The organism is Bacillus sp. jun7, assembly GCF_051034795.1.
GTDB lineage: Bacteria > Bacillota > Bacilli > Bacillales > Bacillaceae > Bacillus > Bacillus velezensis.
Genome location: NZ_CP093219.1, coordinates 258,363 through 280,412, shown reverse-complemented (window position 1 = coordinate 280,412; position 22,050 = coordinate 258,363). Strand labels below are relative to the sequence as shown.

29 protein-coding genes are annotated in these 22,050 nt (G+C 45.8%); 9 read left to right on the top strand and 20 right to left on the bottom strand.

The window, feature by feature from the left end:
* The first annotated feature begins 23 nt into the window (after window positions 1-23).
* Window positions 24-389 carry a hypothetical protein gene (locus tag MJQ52_RS01405; protein ID WP_094246837.1) on the top strand — a complete coding sequence of 122 codons (366 nt, stop codon included), beginning with the start codon at window positions 24-26 and terminating at the stop codon, window positions 387-389.
* A 39-nt stretch (window positions 390-428) separates the two neighbouring features.
* Here MJQ52_RS01405 and MJQ52_RS01400 read toward each other — a convergent pair whose 3' ends face one another.
* Window positions 429-770, bottom strand: a complete 342-nt coding sequence (locus tag MJQ52_RS01400; protein ID WP_003153729.1) for a winged helix-turn-helix transcriptional regulator — start codon at window positions 768-770, stop codon at window positions 429-431.
* A 129-nt stretch (window positions 771-899) separates the two neighbouring features.
* Between MJQ52_RS01400 and MJQ52_RS01395 the strand changes: the two genes are divergently transcribed.
* Complete coding sequence (locus MJQ52_RS01395; protein ID WP_031379019.1) at window positions 900-1,508, top strand: nitroreductase family protein; 609 nt, start codon at window positions 900-902, stop codon at window positions 1,506-1,508.
* 43 nt (window positions 1,509-1,551) lie between these two features.
* Here the strand turns inward: MJQ52_RS01395 and MJQ52_RS01390 are convergent, their stop codons facing one another.
* Together MJQ52_RS01390 and MJQ52_RS01385 are read right to left on the bottom strand one after the other, a co-directional pair.
* On the bottom strand, window positions 1,552-2,154 hold the full coding sequence (locus MJQ52_RS01390) for an alpha/beta hydrolase (protein ID WP_094247878.1): 603 nt from the start codon (window positions 2,152-2,154) through the stop codon (window positions 1,552-1,554).
* Between the two features lie 2 nt (window positions 2,155-2,156).
* Window positions 2,157-3,080 carry a ring-cleaving dioxygenase gene (locus MJQ52_RS01385; RefSeq protein WP_094246836.1) on the bottom strand — a complete coding sequence of 308 codons (924 nt, stop codon included), beginning with the start codon at window positions 3,078-3,080 and terminating at the stop codon, window positions 2,157-2,159.
* A 185-nt stretch (window positions 3,081-3,265) separates the two neighbouring features.
* On the opposite strand from MJQ52_RS01385, the gene MJQ52_RS01380 reads away from it, so the two are divergent.
* Both MJQ52_RS01380 and MJQ52_RS01375 read left to right on the top strand, forming a co-directional pair.
* Entirely contained in the window at window positions 3,266-3,466 is a 201-nt protein-coding gene (locus MJQ52_RS01380) for a DUF3311 domain-containing protein (protein WP_003153716.1), read from the top strand.
* Window positions 3,466-4,956: a sodium:solute symporter family protein gene (locus tag MJQ52_RS01375; protein WP_094246835.1), complete on the top strand. Its 1,491-nt coding sequence runs from the start codon at window positions 3,466-3,468 to the stop codon at window positions 4,954-4,956. Before MJQ52_RS01380 ends, MJQ52_RS01375 begins: the two co-directional genes overlap by 1 nt.
* 34 nt (window positions 4,957-4,990) lie before the next feature.
* Here the strand turns inward: MJQ52_RS01375 and MJQ52_RS01370 are convergent, their stop codons facing one another.
* Together MJQ52_RS01370 and bglA are read right to left on the bottom strand one after the other, a co-directional pair.
* Window positions 4,991-6,469 carry a glycoside hydrolase family 30 protein gene (locus MJQ52_RS01370; protein ID WP_094246834.1) on the bottom strand — a complete coding sequence of 493 codons (1,479 nt, stop codon included), beginning with the start codon at window positions 6,467-6,469 and terminating at the stop codon, window positions 4,991-4,993.
* A gap of 147 nt (window positions 6,470-6,616) precedes the next feature.
* Window positions 6,617-8,059, bottom strand: a complete 1,443-nt coding sequence (bglA, locus tag MJQ52_RS01365) for a 6-phospho-beta-glucosidase BglA (RefSeq protein ID WP_094246833.1) — start codon at window positions 8,057-8,059, stop codon at window positions 6,617-6,619.
* A gap of 248 nt (window positions 8,060-8,307) precedes the next feature.
* On the opposite strand from bglA, the gene MJQ52_RS01360 reads away from it, so the two are divergent.
* Window positions 8,308-9,033, top strand: a complete 726-nt coding sequence (locus MJQ52_RS01360) for a GntR family transcriptional regulator (protein WP_071391727.1) — start codon at window positions 8,308-8,310, stop codon at window positions 9,031-9,033.
* 60 nt (window positions 9,034-9,093) lie between these two features.
* On the opposite strand, the gene ctpA is transcribed toward MJQ52_RS01360, so the two are convergent.
* The gene (ctpA, locus tag MJQ52_RS01355) at window positions 9,094-10,497 is read right to left on the bottom strand and encodes a carboxy-terminal processing protease CtpA (RefSeq protein ID WP_094246832.1); all 1,404 of its coding nucleotides are present in this window, start codon (window positions 10,495-10,497) and stop codon (window positions 9,094-9,096) included.
* 146 nt (window positions 10,498-10,643) lie between these two features.
* On the opposite strand from ctpA, the gene MJQ52_RS01350 reads away from it, so the two are divergent.
* A complete protein-coding gene (locus MJQ52_RS01350; RefSeq protein WP_094246831.1) occupies window positions 10,644-11,345 on the top strand; it encodes a class I SAM-dependent methyltransferase in 702 nt (233 codons plus the stop codon).
* Window positions 11,346-11,437: 92 nt separating this feature from the next.
* Window positions 11,438-11,692: a hypothetical protein gene (locus MJQ52_RS01345; RefSeq protein WP_003153704.1), complete on the top strand. Its 255-nt coding sequence runs from the start codon at window positions 11,438-11,440 to the stop codon at window positions 11,690-11,692.
* Window positions 11,693-11,735: 43 nt separating this feature from the next.
* On the opposite strand, the gene MJQ52_RS01340 is transcribed toward MJQ52_RS01345, so the two are convergent.
* A complete protein-coding gene (locus MJQ52_RS01340) occupies window positions 11,736-12,554 on the bottom strand; it encodes a M15 family metallopeptidase (RefSeq protein ID WP_003153703.1) in 819 nt (272 codons plus the stop codon).
* Between the two features lie 83 nt (window positions 12,555-12,637).
* Window positions 12,638-13,336 carry a purine-nucleoside phosphorylase gene (deoD, locus tag MJQ52_RS01335; protein WP_003153702.1) on the bottom strand — a complete coding sequence of 233 codons (699 nt, stop codon included), beginning with the start codon at window positions 13,334-13,336 and terminating at the stop codon, window positions 12,638-12,640.
* A 135-nt stretch (window positions 13,337-13,471) separates the two neighbouring features.
* Here deoD and MJQ52_RS01330 point away from each other — a divergent pair, with 135 nt between their 5' ends.
* The gene (locus tag MJQ52_RS01330) at window positions 13,472-13,597 is read left to right on the top strand and encodes a hypothetical protein (protein ID WP_003153701.1); all 126 of its coding nucleotides are present in this window, start codon (window positions 13,472-13,474) and stop codon (window positions 13,595-13,597) included.
* A gap of 54 nt (window positions 13,598-13,651) precedes the next feature.
* On the opposite strand, the gene MJQ52_RS01325 is transcribed toward MJQ52_RS01330, so the two are convergent.
* The 3 genes from MJQ52_RS01325 to MJQ52_RS01315 form a co-directional block, all read right to left on the bottom strand.
* On the bottom strand, window positions 13,652-13,972 hold the full coding sequence (locus tag MJQ52_RS01325; protein WP_003153700.1) for a YodL domain-containing protein: 321 nt from the start codon (window positions 13,970-13,972) through the stop codon (window positions 13,652-13,654).
* 59 nt (window positions 13,973-14,031) lie between these two features.
* Window positions 14,032-14,643: a phosphatase PAP2 family protein gene (locus MJQ52_RS01320; protein WP_094246830.1), complete on the bottom strand. Its 612-nt coding sequence runs from the start codon at window positions 14,641-14,643 to the stop codon at window positions 14,032-14,034.
* A gap of 73 nt (window positions 14,644-14,716) precedes the next feature.
* Window positions 14,717-14,890, bottom strand: coding sequence for a YozD family protein (locus tag MJQ52_RS01315; protein ID WP_003153696.1), 174 nt, complete (start codon window positions 14,888-14,890; stop codon window positions 14,717-14,719).
* A gap of 117 nt (window positions 14,891-15,007) precedes the next feature.
* Here MJQ52_RS01315 and MJQ52_RS01310 point away from each other — a divergent pair, with 117 nt between their 5' ends.
* Entirely contained in the window at window positions 15,008-15,151 is a 144-nt protein-coding gene (locus tag MJQ52_RS01310; protein ID WP_012117771.1) for a hypothetical protein, read from the top strand.
* Here the strand turns inward: MJQ52_RS01310 and MJQ52_RS01305 are convergent.
* The 9 genes from MJQ52_RS01305 to MJQ52_RS01265 all read right to left on the bottom strand — a co-directional run bounded on the left by MJQ52_RS01305 (window position 15,148) and on the right by MJQ52_RS01265 (window position 22,045).
* On the bottom strand, window positions 15,148-15,828 hold the full coding sequence (locus tag MJQ52_RS01305) for a hypothetical protein (protein WP_003153690.1): 681 nt from the start codon (window positions 15,826-15,828) through the stop codon (window positions 15,148-15,150). The two genes, MJQ52_RS01310 and MJQ52_RS01305, sit on opposite strands and share 4 nt — an antisense overlap.
* Before the next feature lie 145 nt (window positions 15,829-15,973).
* The gene (locus MJQ52_RS01300) at window positions 15,974-16,255 is read right to left on the bottom strand and encodes a glyoxalase (RefSeq protein WP_223883509.1); all 282 of its coding nucleotides are present in this window, start codon (window positions 16,253-16,255) and stop codon (window positions 15,974-15,976) included.
* 320 nt (window positions 16,256-16,575) lie between these two features.
* Window positions 16,576-16,800 (bottom strand): YozE family protein, encoded by a 225-nt coding sequence (locus tag MJQ52_RS01295; RefSeq protein ID WP_016936640.1) that lies wholly within the window; start codon window positions 16,798-16,800, stop codon window positions 16,576-16,578.
* A gap of 74 nt (window positions 16,801-16,874) precedes the next feature.
* A complete protein-coding gene (locus MJQ52_RS01290) occupies window positions 16,875-17,153 on the bottom strand; it encodes a YokU family protein (protein ID WP_077722472.1) in 279 nt (92 codons plus the stop codon).
* Window positions 17,150-18,571, bottom strand: a complete 1,422-nt coding sequence (ablA, locus tag MJQ52_RS01285; RefSeq protein WP_031379013.1) for a lysine 2,3-aminomutase — start codon at window positions 18,569-18,571, stop codon at window positions 17,150-17,152. The genes MJQ52_RS01290 and ablA overlap by 4 nt, the downstream gene beginning before the upstream one ends.
* Window positions 18,568-19,440: a putative beta-lysine N-acetyltransferase gene (ablB, locus tag MJQ52_RS01280; protein WP_094247865.1), complete on the bottom strand. Its 873-nt coding sequence runs from the start codon at window positions 19,438-19,440 to the stop codon at window positions 18,568-18,570. Before ablB ends, ablA begins: the two co-directional genes overlap by 4 nt.
* Window positions 19,403-20,704, bottom strand: coding sequence for a peptidase (locus tag MJQ52_RS01275; protein WP_374106999.1), 1,302 nt, complete (start codon window positions 20,702-20,704; stop codon window positions 19,403-19,405). Before MJQ52_RS01275 ends, ablB begins: the two co-directional genes overlap by 38 nt.
* Window positions 20,676-21,371, bottom strand: coding sequence for a 3-oxoacid CoA-transferase subunit B (locus MJQ52_RS01270; RefSeq protein WP_025852465.1), 696 nt, complete (start codon window positions 21,369-21,371; stop codon window positions 20,676-20,678). Before MJQ52_RS01270 ends, MJQ52_RS01275 begins: the two co-directional genes overlap by 29 nt.
* Entirely contained in the window at window positions 21,356-22,045 is a 690-nt protein-coding gene (locus tag MJQ52_RS01265) for a CoA transferase subunit A (RefSeq protein ID WP_094247864.1), read from the bottom strand. Before MJQ52_RS01265 ends, MJQ52_RS01270 begins: the two co-directional genes overlap by 16 nt.
* Window positions 22,046-22,050 lie beyond the last annotated feature (5 nt).

Below are 22,050 nucleotides of genomic sequence, written 5' to 3'. Positions count from 1 at the left end.
ACTGAATAAAAGAGGGATGTACGTTGGCTAGTGAGTTGTATCCTTGTTTGATATGCGGATTTAAAGGATTAGAGACGAGTCCCGTTTATAACGGCGAATATCAAAAAACATTTGATATCTGCCCTTGCTGCGGGTTTGAATTCGGCTACAGTGAGGACCATGACGTAAGCTTAGGGTTTATTGTAACGCCTGATCATTTAATTGAAGCGGCATTTCAGTTATACCGGAAACAGTGGATTGAGGGAGGAATGGAACTATTTTCTCCAGATGATGTTCCGGCGGAATGTAAAAATGATCATTTCCTTACATTCGATGCTTTATTAAATCAATTAAAAGGCTTGAACCTCAATCTGAACAATTTTGATATTAATGGTTTTTATGACGATTAAACATTATCATTAAGAAAAGGCTGCCTTGGGCAGCCTTTATTATTCATCACATGTGTCGTTGGCAGATCCCCCGGGCTCGCAAAAACTGTCTGCCCATTTTTGCATTTCCTGAAAAACGGCTTGCAGTGCCATGCCTTTATCAGTCAGTTTATAAATGACTTTGACAGGTGTTTCTGGCAGCACCTGACGCTCGACGATTTCATTTTGTTCCAGCTCTTTGAGCCGCTCCGCGAGCATTTTTTGACTGATTGTCGGTATCGTTTCGGTCATATCTTTAAATCGTTTCGGCCCGTCCATCAGTACATGGATAATGAGGCCGTTCCAGCGTTTTCCCAAAAGAGAAAAAGCGGATTCCATTTTAGGACACATTGTATATCCCACGTGAATTCATCCCTTCATCTATGAATTGACAAGTTTTTTGTGATCCATTAAAATTAGTTTTCAAGTTACATTTAGTAAGCTTCTAACTTTTCTATTATGATAACACGTTTATCCGAAGGAGGAAACATGATGACATCCGTATTAGACGTTTTAAAGGAACGCGCATCTGTTAAAGAATACGATAAAGACGCGGTCATTACAAAAGAGGAATTGACAGAACTCCTTGAAATCACAACGCAAGCGCCTTCCGCCTGGAACCTTCAGCATTGGCATTTTCAAGTCTTTCACAGTGATGAAGCAAAAGCTGCCCTGCTTCCGGTTGCTTTTAATCAAAAACAGATTATTGATTCATCAGCAGTTATTGCCGTATTAGGCGACTTAAAAGCAAATGAAAATGGTGAAGAAGTTTATGCTGAACTGGCTGAGCAAGGCAATATCACAGAAGAGATTAAACAAACGCTTTTAGGCCAGATTAACGGTGCATACCAAAATGATCAGTTTGCCCGCGATTCAGCATTTTTAAACGCTTCTTTAGCAGCGATGCAGCTGATGCTTGCCGCTAAAGCAAAAGGCTACGACACTTGCGCGATCGGCGGATTCAATAAAGAGCAATTCGTTAAAGAATTCGACGTGAGCGAGCGTTTCGTGCCCGTCATGCTGATTTCAATCGGTAAAGCCGTTAAGCCGGCGCATAAAAGCAACCGGCTGCCTGTATCTAAAGTCTCAACTTGGCTGTAAGATGAAAGAAACCCTTAGTCCGCTTAAGCAGACTAAGGGTTTTTTATAGGAATCGCTCACTGTACCAGCCTCGTGCCTGCTCGGCTTCCTGCTGTGTGAGCTGATGACCGCCCTCCTGCCATTCAAGAGCAACGGATGCATGAGCATCTGTCAGATACTGATAAAGCTCCTCCGATTCTTCTTTTGTACATAGGGGATCGCGTTTTCCCGCACCGATAAACACAGGCAGCCCTTCCATATCAGGCAGCTTCACTCCGCGTATCGGCACCATCGGATGATGCAGAACCGCTCCTTTCAGTACATCTTTATAATGAAACAAAAGACTTGCTGCAATATTGGCGCCGTTTGAATAGCCGGCAGCAATCACGTTTTCTCTGCTGAACCCGTACATTTGCGCCGCTTCATCAATAAAATTCTTTAATTCTTCCGTCCGTTCAATTAAATCTTTCTCGTCAAATACGCCTTCTTTCAGCCGCTTAAAAAAACGGGGCATGCCGTTTTCCGACACTGATCCTCTGACCCCTAGCAGACTTGCGTTCGGATCGATAAAACGTCCGAGCGACAGAAGATCATGTTCATTTCCTCCCGTTCCGTGCAAAAGCAGCAGAACATTTTCTGACGTTCCCTGTTCAAACACATGTTTCATCATCATTCTCCTTTCTCCCTTTTGGGCAGAACAGCTGTAATCTGACTGCGATGCTCTTCCAGCCATTCCGGAAGCTTCAGCTCTGTTCCGAGATTTTCAAAGGATTCATCCGTCATAAAGCCCGGTTCATCGGTTGCCATTTCAAATAAAATGCCGCCGCTTTCTCTGAAATAGATTGAAGTAAAGTAAGACCTGTCAAGAATGTCAGATGAAGCAAGATGAGAATCAGCAAGAATGTCCTTCCACTCCGCCTGCTCTTTTTCGCTCGTGCGGAAAGCGACATGATGAACTGTCCCGTAACCGCCGGCACCTGCTTCTTTCGGCGCAAGGTCAACATCTATAATATGTCCGATCCGTGCCTCCGATTGCAGCCTGACAATCTGATTTTCTTCTCCTGTCTTTGAATAACCGAAGCGTTCTATGAGAAATTGAATGGTTGCTTCAGGACGGTACGAGTACAGAAGAACACCTCTCATGCCTGTGATCGCTTCTTTTTCAGTAATGCCCGAAGGAGTCCATTCACTCTGTCCGCTTCTTTCATCTTCCATTATGGCAAGCGGCAGGTCTTCTGTATCATTAAAGAGAAGGACTTGTTCAGACAGCATGATCTGTTCTTTTACAGACAAGCCGTTTTCTTCAAGCCGGCGCTTCCAAAACGCGAGTGCTCCTTTCGGCACGGAAAAATAAATTCTTCCGGCCTGCCCTTTTCCCACGGTTCCCGGGCGGCTTCCCTGAAAAGGAAAAAATGTAATGATCGTGCCCGGCTCTCCGTTTTGGTTGCCGAAATAAAAGTGATAAGTGGCCGGGTCGTCAAAATTAACGGTTTTTTTAACAAGCCGCAAACCCAGCACTTCAGTATAAAACCGAAGATTTTCAGCAGGATCTTTTGCAAATGCGGTAACATGGTGCAATCCTTGTGTATTCAATGTATTCACTCCTAAATATCTTGAGTTCGAGATATTAACTATTCTAATTTAATATGAATGAAGATGCAACTAAAGTGTTTCAGTTAAAAAAGTAATAGAATTCTTTTTTTTCTGAAAAATATCTTGTGATCTTATCTGACACCTGCTATGATAAGGAGCATTATCAAGTTTCAGGAGGAAAGTAAATGGTCAGAAAAGCACTAATTTTCGTTCTCATCTTAATCCCTTTCAGCCAGCTGGCCCTGCTGTCAGTCGCTAATCGGGTTCATCCGATCATTATCGGGCTGCCTTTTTTTCATTTCTGGCTGCTTTTATGGATCGCAGTCACTCCATTATGTTCGTTTCTTATTTATAGGCTGCAGAAGAAACAAGGAGGACTGGACTGATGCCCGCAAATATAACAGCATTGATCATTACAGCCGTAATCGTTTTAACCGTTGTCTGTATCGGCTTTATAGCCGGAAGAGACAAATCATCACGTACTTCTGTTGAGGAATGGTCTGTCGGCGGCAGACGGTTCGGAGGGCTCCTCGTCTGGTTTTTAGTCGGCGCGGACCTCTATACGGCTTATACGTTTTTAGGCTTGACAAGCACCGCCTACACAGGGGGAAGCGTAGCTTTTTTTGCAATTCCGTATTCTGTTTTGGCGTATTTTATTGCTTATTTCTTTCTGCCGAAGCTGTGGAAAGTGGCAAAAATCCATAAATTAACGACGCTTGCCGATTACGCCCGTGAGCGTTTTGACAGTAAGCTTTTGGCCAGTCTTGTCGCCATTGTCGGCGTTCTTATGCTCATTCCTTATATTTGTCTCCAGCTGAGCGGGATTCAAGATACGCTTCAGGTGGCCGGAACGGGTGTCATTAATGTCAATATGGTCGTCATCATCTCTTTTATTCTTGTAGCGCTGTATACTTTTTTCAGCGGGATTAAAGGGCCGACGTTTACGGCGATTATTAAAGACATTCTGGTGTGGGTGATTATGCTGTTTATGGTCGTCTCACTCCCGCTGATCCATTTTCACGGCTGGACGCCGATGATTCACACTTTGGCTGAAAAAGCGCCGCAAATGCTGACGATTCCGGACTCGGGGCCGAAAGGAATTCCTTGGTTTATCACAGCTTCCATCGTATCTGCACTGGCGCTCTTTATGTGGGCGCATGCGGCAACCGGCGTATTTACGGCAAAAAGCGCAGATGCCGTCCGCAAAAACAGCATGTTTCTGCCGCTTTATAATATTGTTTTGATTCTTGTTATCTTTCTCGGCTTTATCGCGTTTCTTGTCCTGCCGGAAGATACCAATCCGCGGCTCGCTTTATTGAAGCTGATTCAAACGTCTTACGGCGGAGTCGCGCAGGGCTTTGCTTACTCCACGATCGCCCTTGCGTCATTGATTCCCTGCTCTATCATGGCCATCGGAGCATCAAACTTATTTGCGAATAACTTATATCGGGATTTGATTCACCCGAATGTGTCACCAAGCAAGCTGACGATGATCACCCGTTCAATGGTATTTGTCGTCATCGGGCTCGCGCTTTTATTCGGCATGCTGTTCCCGACTGCGCTCGTTACCCTTCAGCTTCTCGGTGTTTCCGGCATGGTTCAGATCTTTCCGGCTATCGCCGTCAGTCTATTTTGGAAGAATCAAACGAAAGAAGCGACAATTATCGGTCTTCTCGTCGGTCTTCTCGTGACATTCACGGTAAATATCACCCAATCCGCCCACGGTATATATGAAGGGTTTTGGGGTTTGACCGCTAACATGGCAGCCGTTATTATCCTTAACCCGTTTTTTGTAAAAAAAGCGGCTTCAAACGCCGTCAAAGACGGTTTATTCAATAAAGCGCCTACTGATAAACTGAACCAAAAAGGCGCTTAACAGAAAGAAGCCGGCACGTAAATGTGCCGGTTTTTTACTTTTTGTGCTGCCATTTGTAGGTGGCGACGGTTTTTGCCGGGATGACGGCTTCAAACTGCCGATTTTCTGAAACGACATGGAATTTTTGTTCTGAAGATGTCTGGTTGATTACGACTGTCACAATGGATTGATCAGGATTAAGAAACGATACATTCGAGACTGTGTTTTTGGAGCCGTAATTACTTTCTATCCGCTTTGCTCCCCGGTCGATAAATTTTGAAAAGTTGCCTGTCATATGAAAGATCGGGATATTCCAATAGCGGTCAGGGTTTTTAGCATCCTGAATAAACAGCGTCGGGTCTGGGGTGCCTATCCAATGATGCGTCTTAATTTGACTGTCGAGCATCGTCACCCACGCATTGTAGCTCGACGCGCCGTTGCGGAAATACTGTGCGATCCGATCCGCCCCTGCCGTCCCCCAGACAGACCGCTCCGTTAAGTGAATAGATTGATCAGGATATCTCTTTCCGATTTCCGACATGACAGAAAGGTCACCGTCATAATCGTGAAAAGCGATGCCGTCTGCCGCCCGGTTTCCTTTTTTATCATCTAAAATCGGCGGAATATAGTTCCACGCCCCGCTCGCATTGTGATCATAAATCCAAATTTTCGTGTCAATTATGTGTTTTTTCAATTCTTTTTTCACGGCTATCGCCAGTTTGCGCTGCTGAGACGGCGGCATGTACATGCTCGGATAGTCGATTTCCAGCAATGGTTCATTTTGAAGGGTCATCGCATAAATCGGAATTCCCTGCTTTTCGTACGCCTCAATAAATTTGCGGAAGTAAACGGCCAGTGCGCCGATATATTTATCTTTCAGCTTTCCCCGCTTGAGGTTTTCATTCGTTTTCATCCAAGCCGGCGGGCTCCACGGTGAGGCAATGATTTTCAGTTCCGGATTTATCGCCAGCGCTTCCTTGATGGTTGCTGTAATGTGTAAATCAATATCCTTTTGGATCGAGAAATGACGGAGCTTAGGATCTCTTTGGCCTTCAGGCATATCGTCATACGTATAAAATTCCTGTGCCGTAAAATCAGATGTCCCGATCGTTATGCGCATAACGTCCATGCCGATACCATCTTTGGGATCAACCAATTTTTTCAGCACTTCTTTTCTTTTTGCGGGTGTCATTTTTGATAAATTATGGATTGTGGATTCTTCCAGGGACGATCCTACGCCTAACACACTTTGATAGCGGCGCGACGGATCAATATACACGGCGGCGGAGTCAGAAGCCTTCTTTTTTGTCCATGTAAGCGGTGTTTGTTCGTCTAAGGCGTATTTCACTTCCAGCGGCCCGTCATACCACGTACGGGAAGCCGGATCTTTTTCAGAACTGAACCACACCCTTACTTTGTTTTTGTCTGAAGCCTTCCGATCAGCCGCATACACTTCGGCTTCCGTGCTGCTTGATATGAAAAAGAAAAACATAAGAAAAACCAGGGTCATGTGCAGACTTTTTTTAAAAAACATGAACCACCATCCCTTTCCTTATTTTTATAAGCGATTCTAAATGAAAAGCCGGACAGTCACCTCCTTCCCGCTTAAATGAATGCGCTTTCAAAACCACTGATAAAAAGCCGGCTTCACACAACGGTGAAGCCTTCCCTTTTTACACCTTTAGGATACATATGCGCCGTTTGTTTCAATCACTTTTTTATACCATTCAAATGAGTCTTTCTTAAGCCGCTTCATTGAACCGTTGCCTTCATTATCCCGATCAACATAAATCATGCCGTAGCGTTTTTTCATTTCTCCGGTTGTAAATGACACGATATCAATAATTCCCCATGGTGTATAGCCCATTACATCCACGCCATCATATGTGACTGCTTTTTCCAAAGCTTTTATATGTGACGATAAATATTCAATTCTTGAAGCGTCATGAATTGAACCGTCCTCTTCTAATGTGTCAATGGCGCCGAATCCGTTTTCCACGATAAATAATGGAATCTGGTAGCGGTCGTATAAGCGGTTTAATGTGTACCGTAAACCGGTCGGGTCAATCGCCCAGCCCCAATCACTCGCTGTAATATAAGGATTTTCCACGCCGTTTGGCAATCCTCCGTTTACGACATCCCCGGTATTATCGTTTGATACGTCACTTTTTACGGTAGTGGACATGTAATAGCTGAATCCGAGGTAGTCCACTCGGCCGTTTTTCAAAATCTCTTCATCACCGTCTTCAAAGTGTATCTGATAGCCTTCTCTTTCAAACTCTTTTAACGCATAGCTTGGATAATATCCGCGAACCTGCACGTCCGGGAAGAAAAAACGCTGTCTCATCGTTTCTTCAGCCAGCATCACATCATCGGGGTGAGATGAGTACGGGTAAATCGGGACATGTGATACCATCGCGCCGATCCTGAACTCGGGATTGATTTCTCTTCCCTTCGAAACTGCCAATGCGCTTGCCAGCAGTTCGTGATGGCCGGCCTGATACATGACTTCTTTTGCGTTTTCGTTTTCTTTAACGGCGACGCCCGAGTTCGTCCATAAAAAGATCGGATTATTCACATCCATCTTATTATTGATTTCGTTAAACGTCATCCAATATTTCACCTTATGTTTATAGCGTTCAAAACACACTTCAGCGAATTTCACAAAAAATCCGACTGTTTTTCTGTTTCTGAAACCGCCGTATTCCCTCGCCAAATGCAGCGGCATCTCAAAATGTGACAGCGTGATTACCGGTTCAATCCCATGTTTCAGCAATTCATCAAACACCCGGTCGTAAAAAGCCAATCCTTCCTCATTGGGCTCGGCTTCATCACCTTTAGGAAAAATTCTGCTCCAGCCGATGGACGTTCTTAAACATTTCAGGCCCAGCTCGCTGAATAATGCGATGTCCTCTTTATAACGATGATAAAAATCGATCGCTTCATGATTCGGATAAAATTCCCGCTCTTCAATTGTATCTGTTATTTTCCGGGGCACACCATGCGCGCCTGCCGTCATGACGTCCACTACACTCGGCCCCTTGCCGCCTTTATTCCATCCCCCTTCAAATTGGTGGGCGGCCAGAGCGCCTCCCCATAAAAAATCTTTTGGCAATGTCCCCATCGTGTATATCCTCCTTTATTTGACTGCCGCTTGCATGCCGAATAAATGCACTGCAGCAGCTTCAACCATCCGCTTCACAAGTGTAGAAGAATTCCTGCCTTCATTTTCATATTATACGTTTACATTATAATTGTACCGGTATAATTTATCAATACATAAACAATTATAGTTAATTTAGAAATGGCTTTTAAAAACGATTATGCTATAATTCTGAAAGAAGCGGGACAATAAATGAATGAGGAATGTATATGTTAAAATACCAGCAAATCGCGTTAGATATTGAAAAATACATAGAAGAACATCAGCTGCAGCAAGGGGATAAACTGCCTGTGCTTCAAACCTTAATGACCCGGTTTAACGTGAGCAAAAGCACGATCACCAAGTCCTTAGATTTATTAGAAAAAAAGGGGATTGTGTTTCAAGTGAGGGGAAGCGGCATTTTTGTCAGACGGAATAAAAGAAAAGGGTATATCAGCCTGCTTTCTAATCAGGGATTTAAAGAATCACTTGAAGATTTTAATGTCACTTCCAAATTATTAGCGCTGGAAGTGAGAAAACCCACGCCTGAGGCTGCCCAAAATCTGAATATGCCGCCTGACGGCGACGTGTATTATGTCAAGCGAATCCGATATATTGACGGGCTGACATTGTGTATCGAAGAGTCATTTTACAACAAATCGATTATTACGTATTTGAATAAAGAGATCGTGGCAGAATCAATATTTGATTATATTAGAGAAGGTCTCGGGTTAAAGCGCGGTTTTTCAGATTTATATCTGTACGCGGGGATGTTAAATGAGGAAGAAGCGGAGTACTTAGGTCTGTTTACAGGAGCGCCTAAGCTTTGCGTTGAAACGATTTTTCATTTAACCAACGGCCAGCCGTTTGACTTCTCAAAAGTCACCTATCACTATGAGCAATCACAGTTCTTCATTCAGGCGAACAGCCACCTTTTTGAACAGGAAACGACATAAGGCGGGCTTTTCGCAAACAAAAAACACCCCATGCGCGAGCGACGCATCGGGTGTTTTTTACTATTTCATATTCTTATTTAATGTTTCAACGGCTTTTTTCATTTGTGTATCGTTGTCCGCAAGCTGTTTTTGCAGATCCGTCATCAATTTTGCCGTTGTGTCTCCTGTTAAAATGCCTGTTTGTTTCAGTTTCTCTTTTGCTTGGAATTGTTTGACTGCTTGTTCAAATGCTTTATCATATGTGCCGTTTACATTCACGCTGTACCCCAGCGCTTTCAGCATTTTTTGCGCATTGGTGACGGTCGTTCCGGAATCCCCGTATTTGTATGTTTTTTTCGCATCTAAATACGGCAGGTTCGCATATTCAGGAAGCTTAACCTGATATTGCGGTTTGATTCCTTTTTTATGAATCCACTCTCCGTCCGCTGTCAGCCATTTTGCGATTGTCAGTTTAACGGTAGAACCGTCGCTGTAATCTTTTGCCGTCTGCACGGTTCCTTTTCCGAACGTTTTCTCGCCGATCAGCGGAATTCCGGATGATTCATGCAGCGCAGCCGACATGATTTCCGCGGCGCTCGCGGTGCCGTCATTGACGAGGACGACTGTCGGTTTTGTCACTTTGCGCTCTTTCATCGCTTTCATGACTTCTTTCGTGCCGTCTTTGTATTCGACCTGCATGATATTTTTCCCTTTATCGATAAACATGTTGCTCATTTTGATGGCTTCATCCATCAGGCCGCCCGGGTTGCCCCTTAAATCGAGAATGTATCCTTTCGCTCCTTGTTTTTCGAGGCTGTCAATGGCTGAATTCAGCTCTTTTGCCGTCGATTCGGAGAAGGATGTGATTTGGATTTCGCCGATGTCTCCTTTTTTCATTTCAGAATACACCGTTTCAACCGGGATGGTGTCACGTTTGATCGACAGGTTCAGATCGCCGACACCCGCTCTGTGCAGCACAAGCTTGACGTTTGTTCCCTTTTTGCCGCGGATTAATGCGACGGCTTCGTTTACATTAAGGCCTTTAACGCTTTTGCCGTTGACCTTCAAGATCTGGTCATTCGGTTTAACCCCCGCTTTTTCCGCGGGTGACCCTTTAATCGGCGATACGATCAGGATGCTGCCGTCCTTTTCTTCCACTTGTGCGCCGATGCCTTCAAACGAAGCGGAAATTGTTTCTTCAAACGACTTTCCTTCCTGAGGATCCATATAAGAAGAATACGGATCATCCAGGGAACTGATCATGCCTTTTATCGCTCCGTCTATTAATTTGCTGTCATCTGTTTTTTGATAGTAATCACTTTTAATCTGCTCATAGGCTTTATTGAATTTCTCAAATTTGCTGTTCGTCAAAGCAGCCGAGCCTTGCCCGAAAATGGTCGTATTGCCCGTGATAAACAGCGTAAGCGCCGAGGCTGCGACCGCAGTGATCAATATAATAAAAAACAGTTTAAATTGCCGCTTCAAGAAAACACCACCTTTTTATTCTTACATTATTATCATAGACGAACGCTCATTCGTCAACTTCAAACGTGAGGCGCCCTTCTTTCCCGTTTACCCAAACCTATGCTTTTCTCTCAACATATGCTGAGGAAAAAAGGAGGATTCGGCCTTTGAGCAAATATTTAGAAATGCTGTCCTTATTCGGAGTCGGAGGGGCTCACCCGGGCGGGCTCGCTTTTTCCAAAGCCGTTCTCACAAAAGCGGCTCCTCCTCCTGGCGAACCGATTCTTGACGCCGGCTGCGGAACGGGACAGACGGCCGCTTATCTCGGCCACCTGCTGTATCCCGTCACCTGTGTGGATAAGGATCCCCTTATGCTTGAAAAAGCAGCAAAACGATTTGCCGCTGAAGGCTTAACCATTCCGGGCTATTTGGCGGAGCTTGAGCGGCTTCCGTTTGCTGAAAATCAATTTTCCGCCGTTCTTTCCGAATCAGTTCTCACCTTTTCAAATCTTGATACATCGCTGTCTGAAATCCTGCGGGTCCTTAAACCCGGGGGCATGCTGATCGGCATTGAAGCTGCTTTACAAAAGCCCATGCCGGAAAACGCCATCACACAGATAAAAGACTTCTACGGTTTTACCGTATTGCAGGATGAAACGGCATGGAAACAGAGATTGCTTCAGCAAGGATTTCAGAAAGCGGATTTCATTCCCGCTGTCTATGAAAACAATGCGCAGGAGCCGACTACAGAAATGGATTTATCGCCCGTTATTCAGCCGGTTCACTACGATACGCTGACGGCTCATTACGAGCTTATGCAGACGTACCGTGAATATATGGGACACTGCGCTTTTGTCGCTTACAAGTAAAACGGCAATTGTCCTCCTGTTTTCGTCCAACCTTTTTACCGCACTCTATCATAAGCTGACATAGAAAGATAGGTTGGATAGGAGGAGAAAAGATGCAAAACTATTATCATCTTTGCCGGCAGCACCAAGGAAAAGTAGCAAGGATTACAGAACGAAACGGCAGAGTCCACGTCGGAAGAATCGTACGGGTGACTAACAGCAAAGTGTATATCACCCCTGTCGGCGGCCGTCACAGAGGGTACGGATTCGGTTATTGGGGAGGAGGCTGGGGAGGCTGGGGAGCAGCCTACGGTATCGGCCTTGGTTTCATTACCGGATTTGCGCTTGGAGGTCTGCTCTTCTGGTAATAAAGAAAGCCCGCTTTCTATTTTTCAAGCGGGCTTCTTCTCATTACACTTTCTTTACTTCATTAAAATATTCTTCAAGCGTTAATTGATGGTCATGGATGGCTTTTGCCGCTTTTTTGCCTACATAGCGTAAATGCCATGGTTCATACTCATACTTTGTAACATTTTCTTTGCCTTTAGGATAGCGGATGATAAAGCCGTATTCATACGCATGGTCTTTCACCCATTTGCCGTCCGCCGTGTTTCCGAACGCTTCATTCAGCTCATATCCGTTGCTTTTGCTGGAGATGTCCATGGCAAGCCCCGTCTGGTGTTCGCTTTGCCCCGGATATGCGACGGCTTCTTTCGCCTTTTTTTCACCTTTCAGACTGACTTCATTATCGAAAATAACTTTCTGTCTGTCATAAGAGCGGTATCCTGAAACGGCAACCAGGTCATAACCTTCTTTTTTCCCGGCGCTGAATAGTTCCGCCAAAGCATCGGCGGCAGGTTTGCGGATATATCGTTTCTCGATCTTCTCAGTAAAAGAAAATTCGACTTTCGGGATCACGAGATCATTCGGTTTATAATCTCCCGGCAGCGTATATGTCTTATTCACGAGCGCAAGTGTATTTGTCGGGTTTTGAATGGTCTCAAGCCCGTTCACTTCTTTAATATCATTAAAATATTTGCTCTCCAATACAAAATCGCTGTTTTCTGTCTTCGTTGTTTTTTTGCTTGATGTGTCATCTGATTGTTTTGTTTCAGCTGCTGTTTTTGTGTCCTTATGGCTGTCGCCGCCTGAAATGCTGCAGCCGGTGCCCACGATTGCGGTTACGCTGAGAGCGGCAGCGAGCGAGAACCATTTAGTGGATTTCTTCATTTTACCCTTACCTTTCTTTTTTTGAATCAGGGCGATGCATAAAGAAGAGGGCTGCTTTAATCAGCATAACCCTCATCTCAAGTTTACGATACAGTATGCAGCGCCAGTTTAATCATATCATGAAAAGTCGTTTGACGCTCTTCTGCCGTTGTTTCTTCTCCCGTTAATACGTGATCGCTTACAGTCAGGATAGACAGCGCTTTTTTGCCGTATTTAGCGGCAAGCGTATATAAAGCAGTCGTTTCCATCTCTACGCCGAGGACGCCGTATCTGGCAAGCTTTTCGATTTGGGAGTCTTCATTGTAAAACTGATCGGCGGTGAAGACGCTTCCGACCGCTACGGGAAGATTGTTTTTTTGCGCTTCCTGGTACGCTTTATGAAGCAGTTCGAAGTCTGCGCAAGGAGCATAATCTACACTGCCGAAGGCGACACGGTTCATCTGTGAATCCGTTGAAGACGTCATCGCCAAAATCACGTCACGCACCTTCACGTCATTACGGATGGCTCCGCATGAGCCGACTCTGATTAAGTTTTGAACATCATAGCTTTGAATCAGTTCATTCACATAAATAGAGATAGACGGAACACCCATGCCGGTGCCTTGGACTGATACTTTTTTGCCGTTATATGTACCCGTAAATCCGTACATTCCTCTGACTTCATTATAGCATTCCACATTTTCAAGATACGTTTCCGCAATAAATTTCGCTCGGAGCGGATCTCCCGGCAAAAGCACTGTATCCGCAATTTGGCCTTTTTCTGCGTTTATATGTACACTCATTTCCTTTTCCTCCTGCCTATTCAAACTCTCACCCATTGTACACTGAATAACGGTAAGAGACAATCATCAGCATGATCAGGGCGATCTTGGGCAGAATATGCGGGATGACAGCCTAAAGAAAAAGGAGTGAACATAATGGGCAAAAAACAGCGCAACCGGGTGACCGGCCAGAAAAAGAACAATCACGTGCCCGTTTCAGACGTCATTGCAGCTGATGAAGCGCATGGAAAAGAGCATTCCGCCGCTAAACGGAAGCCTTAACACTGTCTTTCCCAGACAATACGGAAGCCGGCTGAAGATTCAGCCGGCCCCGTCTTACCTCGGCTGGACGAGCAGCCGGTTAATTTTGCTCCATCCCGCAGGGTTAAGCCTGTAATAGGTCTTTCCTTTTCTTCCTTCGTCTATGAGTATGACGTCTCCGGTCGCTATGAATCTGGCTTGATAGTCGTTTGGGACCGTATCAGGCACATTAAAAACAGAAAATGCCCTTTCCAGTGCGTCTTGATGATTGTCAGCGGCCAGCTCTGTCCGATAGACGACCCTGTATCCCTTTTTCTCGCCGTAGCGGGGTGTTTGAAAAATCGTCACATCATAGGCACAAGTCTTTTTTTTAAACACGGGCAGCGATAACAGCATCAAGATCCCTCCCTCTTATTTCTTAATAGTATTAGCGTTTTTTCTCAATTTTCCTGTCTCTATTTTTGTCGAAACGGATGATACTTTTCGTCAAAGAGCGCAAAAAGCGAAACGAGGCAAAGTCCGAGACTGAATCCGGCAAGGACATCCGTCGGAAAATGCGCGCCCAAATAAATTCTGCTGAATCCGATCAGAATGACGAGAACTCCGGTAAAGACGGTGACGGCCCTCTTTCTTTTCGTGAAAAACGGAACATGCTTGATCAAAAAGTAAGCGATGATGGGATACATCACTGCCGAATTCATGGAGTGGCCGCTCGGAAAACTGTATGAAGTTTCATGGACGAGCGGTTCAAAAGCGGGTCTGGCTCTTTCAATCAATTCTTTTATTTTTATGTTTACAATCCGTTCAATGAGAAAGAGAAGCGGCAAAAAAACAACATCCGGCGTTTTTTTGTACATATACAGAGCTGCGCCTGTCAAAAGAAGAAGCGGCAAAAGCACCGCGGTCGTGCCGAGCTCCGTTATCCATAACATCAATTCATTCAGCCAGACAGACCTGATCCTGACAGCCGCTTCTATCACACGCTCATCAAAAGCCCGGACGGCTTCTATCCGGATCGCTGCTGCGAGCAGAATAAACAATGCGAAAAGACTTGCTGGCTTGTACAACGTTTTCCCCCCATGTTTCATTCTCCCGAGCTGATTGAAAAAACCGAAGCTTTTTCACTTCGGTTCCGCAGTTTCAGTCTTCATCAAGCTCTTCGTCTATCATACATTTTTCTAATAAATAATCAAAGGTGATGTCGGCTATTTCGAAGATTTCCTCTTCACTCGGTATGTACCCGCGCATAGCAAGCTGACTGTAAAAATAATCAGCTATTTCTTCTGTGTCAATCACAAGATCTATTTCTTTCATGCAAACACCGCCTCCTTTTTTATGTTTTATGAAAAAACCGTTCAAATTATACCCGAAAGTTCTAAACGTTTTGTCCGCTCATATACTTTTAAAAAACAAGCCCCGGAGGGAGAAAAGATGATGACGAAAATGATGGCTTTATTGGACGGAGATGGATTTGATATCGTATTGGAAAAAGTGCTGAAAGGAATGTCGTTTGTCATCTTTGCCGGCTGTCTGCCCTGGTTTTTATATGTCACCGTCCGTTTTTTTGCCGGCTAGCTGAAATGCTCCCGCAGGCTTTCCAGCACAAAATTCATCATATCTTTATATTCTTCGTCACCGAACAAATGATAAAGAATCTTATAATCGTTATAAATATCAAGCAGCTCATCTACAATCGATACCGCCAGCACATGCAGGGCATCGGGATCATCAGCATCGCCTTCAAACTGAAGAAGAGCAGACGCGACGGTATCCTCGCCGATCTCATGAGATGCTTCCCCAACATAGTGGACAAACAGCAGCTGATGCACAAACTGATCCATTTCATATTTTCTCAGAACCAGCGTGAGATCCTCTTCCTCCGTTTCAAGCCACTCTCCGTCTTTCAGCCGAGTCAGCTCATAAATAATATCCTCCCAGCCATCCTCTAAATATCTCCAAATTTCAGTTCTGTGACCGATAACTCGGAATAATTCCTTTCCGTAGTCCTTTACATATACGACGTCGCCGATCAGAAATTCATATTCAATATCCAATTTTTCCATATCGACGATCACGCCCTCATAATCTTTATAAAGCTGGATGGACGATTCAAAATAAAGCACTTCATTATGATTGACTTCATAAAGATAATGTTTATCAATTTGATGAACCTTCGTAATGGTGCCGACGGTTCCGTACATCACGACGACCACGATGTCTCCCACTTGAAATTTCGGTTTATCTGGCTTCATGCTGTCTCCCCCTTGCCGCGGACTGTCATACGCTATCGTATGCCGGCCGCCATCATTTCGCATGGGCATGAAAACCACAGGAAATATCTATTTCTGCACCTGTTCAAAAAGACAAAATCCCCAACATGCTTGTGCGTTTTTTCACTTACCGTAACAGAAGCGTCTGATGGCATTGCGCTCTCGATCGAATGAGCAGTAATAAAAAGCGCCTGTTTTGAATGAGTTTTTGTTTATTTCTCCATGACGCAAAGATAAATACCCGGCCCGAAGGCATGTTGACAATATCACCGCCGTGATGTTCAAGATTTGCCGTGAAACACATCATCGAAGATGTATGGAGATCCAATTCCGGCTGCATATTCGTAATGGCTTGTTTATCATGAAGAACCAAACTCGTTTCGGCTTTCAATGAAGTCACAAACTTCAATCCGCTTCAACCTTGTCACATAAAATCCCCTTTTCCTTCCAAACGTCAGTGCTTCACCATAGATCATTTGATTCCTCTCACTTCATTTAAATGTTTGATGATTTCTCAGTGAAAAGAGGCTCCTTACCCGGGACCCCGCCGGCAGCAGGTCTGATCCGGTGAACTCTGCAGCTATACATTCTATTGCCTTATGATCCGTGCCGTCAGGAAGATTTGTTTACGTGCTGATCAAAACGGACGGCATTGCGGGATTTGATCATACGGCACCTCATAAGCGAGTGATTTCAACAGAAAAAAACCGCACAATGTGCGGTTTTTCGTCAGGCGTGATGCACCTCGGTCTCATATTTTTCCCAAGCTTCATCAAATGTCGACATCGTTTCTAAATAGTCGGCGCTCAGTTCTAAATAAGAACTGAGCTCGTGATAATCGCTTGACGTTTTCGGAAAGCCGTGATCTTCGTATGCCTGATTCGCAAACCGGCTGATTGCGTCCTGCGGTTTGGGATGCCTGTATTTCATCAAATAGTGATAAAAGGATTTCATGGGTTTCCCCTCCTGATGACTGTCTTTTGTTGTACTATTATACAATTCAAGTGTGAAATTACAACAAAAGAAGACTAGGAGAAGTCAAAATAATTCCGTTTCAAGATCCTTTCTGTCCTCATCAGCTCTTGATATGTGAGTGTTTCCGGTAATTTTTTTGCATTGACTAAAAAAAGCTGATTTTCGATTTCCGCTATGACCGCTTCCTCCTGATACGTCATGCCGCAGGAGGAACAGGCGAATGCGGGTGTTTCTGTAATTTCTATGGCTCTCGTACCGTCAGGAAGCTCCCAGTACACAGCCGCCTGACAAGCTGACGCCTTCTGATTGCCGCACCACTCGCATGGCTTCACGGCGACTCACCTCCGACTTCCGATCCTGCTTTTTGCTCTTTCTTTTGCTGTGCAATAAATTTCTTTTCTTTCAATTCATCTCTCTTTTCCCTGCGGTCTTTCAGCGTTTCATGATCAGGGTTTGATGTAAACGTTTTCCTTCTGTCAATCCTCGATACATTTTCCGGTGTGAACGAAACCTCTTTGTCCGCGAAAATGGCGCTCAGTCCGACCGGCTCGCGTTTGGCCATTGTTCCCGGAAAAACAGATTCAAAATAGTCGTCGGCTTGATTCGGGATATAGTTTTCCGGCTCGGGATAAGATGTAATCACCCCTTCGAAGTTTCTGATCACTACTTTCTCCGGACTTTGGGAGAGCAAGTAGTTCGGCTGCAGGGCGATTTTACCGCCTCCGCCCGGGGCGTCGACGACAAAGGTCGGCACGGCAAAGCCTGTTGTGTGGCCTCTCAGCCCTTCAATGATTTCCAATCCTTTTGAAACAGGCGCTCTGAAATGGCCGATTCCCTCTGACAAATCACATTGATAAATATAGTACGGACGCACGCGGATTTTCACTAAATCATGCATGAGTTTTTTCATAATCGGCACCGAATCGTTAATGCCTGCTAAAATAACGGCCTGGTTACCGACCGGAACACCTGCGTTAACGAGCTTTTCACACGCCGCAACCGATTCTTCCGTCAGTTCGATGCTCGTATTAAAATGAGTGTTCAGCCAGACCGGATGATATTTTTTCAAAATCTGACAAAGGTTATCCGTTATCCGCTGCGGAAATACGACGGGCGCTCTCGTTCCGATCCTGATAATTTCAAGGTGGGGAATGTCACGCAGGTTTTTCAAAATATATTCCAGAATCTGATCGTTGATTAAAAGCCCGTCTCCGCCGGAAATCAGGCAGTCACGGATTTCCGGCGTTTCCCGGATGTAAGCGATTGCCGCATCGAGCTGTTTTTTCGGCACCCCCATTCCGATCTGTCCGGAAAAACGCCTTCTGGTGCAGTATCGGCAATACATCGAGCATTGATTTGTCACCAGAAAAAGAACGCGGTCGGGATAGCGGTGCGTAAGACCGGGAACCGGTGAATCTTCATCTTCAAACAGCGGATCTTCAAGGTCATATTTCGTTTTGTGCATTTCTTCTGACAGCGGCACGGACTGCATGCGGATCGGACATCTCGGGTTATCGGGATCCATTAAAGAAGCATAATAAGGCGTAATGTTCAGGGGAATGGTTTTTACAGACATCCTGACGCCTTCTTCTTCCTCTTCGGTCAAATGAATGACTTTTTTCAGGTCATCGACGGTTCTTACAGTATGGGTGAGCTGCCACAGCCAATCATTCCACTTGTCTTCCGGCACATCTTTCCACAATTCAATCTCCTTCCAATGACGCTTCGGCTGAAACCATTTGTTTGTCAAACGAATTCCTCCTTATGAATGGCCAAACGTAAAGTCTTGCACCATATATTCATATTTTCGAGCCCTTCTGAAATGCGGCAGTTGTTCACAAGCCTGCCTCTGTAGCCGTATCCCGCATGATACAAAACGGCGTTCATCCCGTAAGACGCTGCACGGGCCAAGGAAAAAAGATGAATGATTCCCCGGCCAGCGAGTTCCTGCTCCAACGCTTTAAACAAGTGTGCCGTTACGGAGTTCCCCCTGTAATCTGACAGAACCGCGCAATCGGTCATTTCAGCGTGCCCCAATACCGGATTGATATCTGCGCTTGCCGCCCCAATGAGACGATCCTGATCGAATGCGGCATAATAGATGGTGTTTTCTTTCATTGTTTTTTTAATATAAAGGGGATTAAAGACAGGAGTCGGATAGGTAAGAAAAACATGTTTATATAAGTGCGATAAGCAGTCTGCATCATCTTCGTCCGCTTTTCTGAACATCAGCGTGCTTTCTGTCTGAGTCAGTCCCCGCCGCGGTGTCTCATATAAACGGTCAACAGCCGAATCTTCTGATACATATGAATCTGATCGTCTCCGTTCCTCTGATAAATAGCGCACCATCACAACAGCCTTATGCCCGTTGTAATACCCGTCTATGACACCCTCAACAATAAAAAGATGCTTGACAAATTCCGGCTCATCGCCGCGCTTGGCAAAGAAAATCACCTTTTGGGCTCCTTCTTGCTTTGCTTCTGCCAAAACGGCCGGTATAAGCGCCGTGATCTGTCCGTCATAACGAATGACTCTGAGCCGCTCGTTGAAACGGTCTGCATCAATCTCGGCCGCGCCGCTTTCAGCCCTCAGTTCCTTTATCAGCGCTGTCACCCCCATCTGCCACCCCGCACCATTCCATGATAAAAAGAGAAATGATTTTGACGGCATCGATTAACGCCCGGACTTCAATGTATTCATTCGCCTGATGCGCCGCCTTGACTTCCCCCGGACCGAAGACGATGACCGGCGTCTGTCCCGCGTGCTGCAAAAGCCCTCCGTCCGTTCCCCACGGGGACGCTTCACGAACTGGTTTTGCCCCTTTCATTTTCTCAAAAGAAGATTCCAGAGCGGATATCAGCGGATGCTCATCCGGGAGATCATTCGGAAGCCACTGAGCCCCAAACCATTCTATTTCCGCGGGGTGGTGTTTAAACCATTCATCCCGGTACTCCAAATCTTTCAGCCAGCTTGCCAGCTCTTCTTTTACTGCTTCGGGCGTTTCATCCGGCGCTATTCCGCACCTGCCTTCTATCACCACACGGTCAGCTACCGATGATGGCCACGTTCCCCCTTGGACGGTGCCGATATTAATGGGAACCGGAATCGGAACGTCCCGATAAAGCGGGTCTGTGATACGGGCATTGCGGACGTGTTCAAGCTCTTTAAGGGCTGTGATGACATGCAGGCTTTTTTCAATGGCGCTCACCCCTTCATAGCGGGTGCCGCCGTGTGCGGACAATCCTCTTACCGTAATGCGGAACCACATAGACCCTTGCTGCTTAACAAACAGCTTTAAATTAGTCGGTTCGGGAATAAGCGCCCCGTCAGCCTTGTAGCCCCTCATAACAGCCGCCAGTGTTCCCGCGCCGCCGCACTCTTCATCTACGACACTTTGAAACAGAACATCTCCTTTTAACGTAATCCCGCAGGCTTCAAGCGCTTCTAACGCAAACAAGAGGGCTGTATTGCCGCCCTTCATATCCGTTGAACCGCGTCCGTAAACTTTGCCGTCCTTTTCAACAGCGGTAAACGGTTCATACGTCCATGCGGCGGGATTTCCTTCCGGGACAACATCAATATGTCCGTTCAGTATCAGTGATCTTCCGCCCCCGGCCCCTTTCTTTACGGCTGTGATATTCGGGCTTTCATGGAAGTCTTCGCGTTCCGATACAAAATAAGGATGCTCTTTCAACTGTTTGACACTCGGCTCCCAGACATCAATATCCATGTCAAACTGTCTCAGTTTTTCTAAAACGACTGCCTGTGCGTTAAATTCATGGCCGAACGTGCTTTTTTCCCCGATCAGCCGTTTCAGCAGGCTTACCGCTTTTGCTGTGTTTTCTTCCGCCCACTCAGTGACTTTCTTTTCTAATTGATCCATGGACAGACCCCCTTTTAAGAAAACATTCTCCCAATCTGATTTCGGCATCCGTTGTTTGAATGACATCGTCTATGGTCGTGCCATTCAGCAGTTCCTCAAGAACAAAAGCTCCCTCATCTATGCTGATGACGGCTTTCTCTGTAATGATGAGATCTGCACAGCCCGCTGCTGTAAGCGGCAATGAACAGCTTTCGACCAGCTTCGGCCGGCCTTTCTGATCGGTGTGGCTCATGACGACAACCACTTTTTTCGCGCCTTGGGCAAGCTCCATCGCCCCGCCCATTCCGGGCACTTTTTTCCCCGGCACGAGCCAATTGGCGAGATCACCTGTCCTGCTGACTTGGAGCGCGCCTAAAATGGTAATATCTATCAGCCCTTTTCTGATCATGGCAAAAGACAGAGCTGAATCAAAATAGGAAGCACCCTTAACTGTACTGACAGGAAATCCGGCCGCATTGCATAAAAGCTCATCCTCTTCTCCGCGCTCCGGACTACCGCCGATACCGAGGACGCCGTTTTCCGCCTGCAGCATTACCTCCATGCCGGCCGGCAGAAAGTTCGGCACTAAAGAAGGAATGCCGATCCCCAGGTTGACAATCATACCTGAGGTAATTTCACTGGCGGCCCGCCTCGCGATACTCTCTCTTTCCGCTATTCCCAAGCCCATCTCCACTTCACTCCTTCACTTTGCACGACACCCTCTACGAAAACGCCCGGCGTTACAATATGCTCGCTGTCAAGTTCGCCGGCAGGCACAATCTCTGCCGCCTCAGCAAATGTTCTTTCGGCCGCAGCAGCCATCAGTGGGTTCATGTTGCGCGCCGTTTTGTCAAACGTCAGATTTCCGAATTCATCAGCAATATGTGCGGACACAAAAGCGAAATCAGCCGTCAGCGCTTTTTCAACTAAATAGGACTTTCCGTCAATCGTTACGGTTTCTTTGTTTTCACAAACGGTTGCGTTATCAATGCCGATATCAGTTAAAATACCGCCTAGCCCCGCTCCGCCTGCGCGAATCCGTTCAGCAAGCGTCCCTTGCGGCGAAAATTCCACCTCAAGCGCTCCGTCAGTCATTTGTCTGCCCGCGACAGGATTTGAGCCGATATGGGAAGCGATCAGCCTTTTTACCCGCTTATGAACGATAAGCGGGCCGATACCGATTTCCGGAAATCCGGCATCATTGCAGATGACGGTCAATTCTTTAGCGCCGCTTTCCAAAATCGCTTCGATTAATGACGGAGGTGAACCCACTCCTCCAAAACCGCCGAACATGATGACAGATTCGTCCTTGACATCGGCAATTGCTTCATGAATATCGATTTTTTTATGAAAAATAGACATATCAG

Coding starts and splice junctions, on each gene's coding strand:
- MJQ52_RS01395 (WP_031379019.1), top strand. CDS start 900: ATGACATCCGTATTAGACGTTTTAAAGGAACGCGCATCTGTTAAAGAA.
- MJQ52_RS01390 (WP_094247878.1), bottom strand. CDS start 2,154: ATGAAACATGTGTTTGAACAGGGAACGTCAGAAAATGTTCTGCTGCTT.
- MJQ52_RS01380 (WP_003153716.1), top strand. CDS start 3,266: ATGGTCAGAAAAGCACTAATTTTCGTTCTCATCTTAATCCCTTTCAGC.
- MJQ52_RS01375 (WP_094246835.1), top strand. CDS start 3,466: ATGCCCGCAAATATAACAGCATTGATCATTACAGCCGTAATCGTTTTA.
- MJQ52_RS01370 (WP_094246834.1), bottom strand. CDS start 6,469: ATGTTTTTTAAAAAAAGTCTGCACATGACCCTGGTTTTTCTTATGTTT.
- bglA (WP_094246833.1), bottom strand. CDS start 8,059: ATGGGGACATTGCCAAAAGATTTTTTATGGGGAGGCGCTCTGGCCGCC.
- MJQ52_RS01360 (WP_071391727.1), top strand. CDS start 8,308: ATGTTAAAATACCAGCAAATCGCGTTAGATATTGAAAAATACATAGAA.
- MJQ52_RS01345 (WP_003153704.1), top strand. CDS start 11,438: ATGCAAAACTATTATCATCTTTGCCGGCAGCACCAAGGAAAAGTAGCA.
- MJQ52_RS01340 (WP_003153703.1), bottom strand. CDS start 12,554: ATGAAGAAATCCACTAAATGGTTCTCGCTCGCTGCCGCTCTCAGCGTA.
- deoD (WP_003153702.1), bottom strand. CDS start 13,336: ATGAGTGTACATATAAACGCAGAAAAAGGCCAAATTGCGGATACAGTG.
- MJQ52_RS01330 (WP_003153701.1), top strand. CDS start 13,472: ATGGGCAAAAAACAGCGCAACCGGGTGACCGGCCAGAAAAAGAACAAT.
- MJQ52_RS01325 (WP_003153700.1), bottom strand. CDS start 13,972: ATGCTGTTATCGCTGCCCGTGTTTAAAAAAAAGACTTGTGCCTATGAT.
- MJQ52_RS01315 (WP_003153696.1), bottom strand. CDS start 14,890: ATGAAAGAAATAGATCTTGTGATTGACACAGAAGAAATAGCTGATTAT.
- MJQ52_RS01310 (WP_012117771.1), top strand. CDS start 15,008: ATGATGACGAAAATGATGGCTTTATTGGACGGAGATGGATTTGATATC.
- MJQ52_RS01305 (WP_003153690.1), bottom strand. CDS start 15,828: ATGAAGCCAGATAAACCGAAATTTCAAGTGGGAGACATCGTGGTCGTC.
- MJQ52_RS01295 (WP_016936640.1), bottom strand. CDS start 16,800: ATGAAATCCTTTTATCACTATTTGATGAAATACAGGCATCCCAAACCG.
- ablB (WP_094247865.1), bottom strand. CDS start 19,440: ATGGGGGTGACAGCGCTGATAAAGGAACTGAGGGCTGAAAGCGGCGCG.
- MJQ52_RS01275 (WP_374106999.1), bottom strand. CDS start 20,704: ATGGATCAATTAGAAAAGAAAGTCACTGAGTGGGCGGAAGAAAACACA.
- MJQ52_RS01270 (WP_025852465.1), bottom strand. CDS start 21,371: ATGGGCTTGGGAATAGCGGAAAGAGAGAGTATCGCGAGGCGGGCCGCC.
- MJQ52_RS01265 (WP_094247864.1), bottom strand. CDS start 22,045: ATGTCTATTTTTCATAAAAAAATCGATATTCATGAAGCAATTGCCGAT.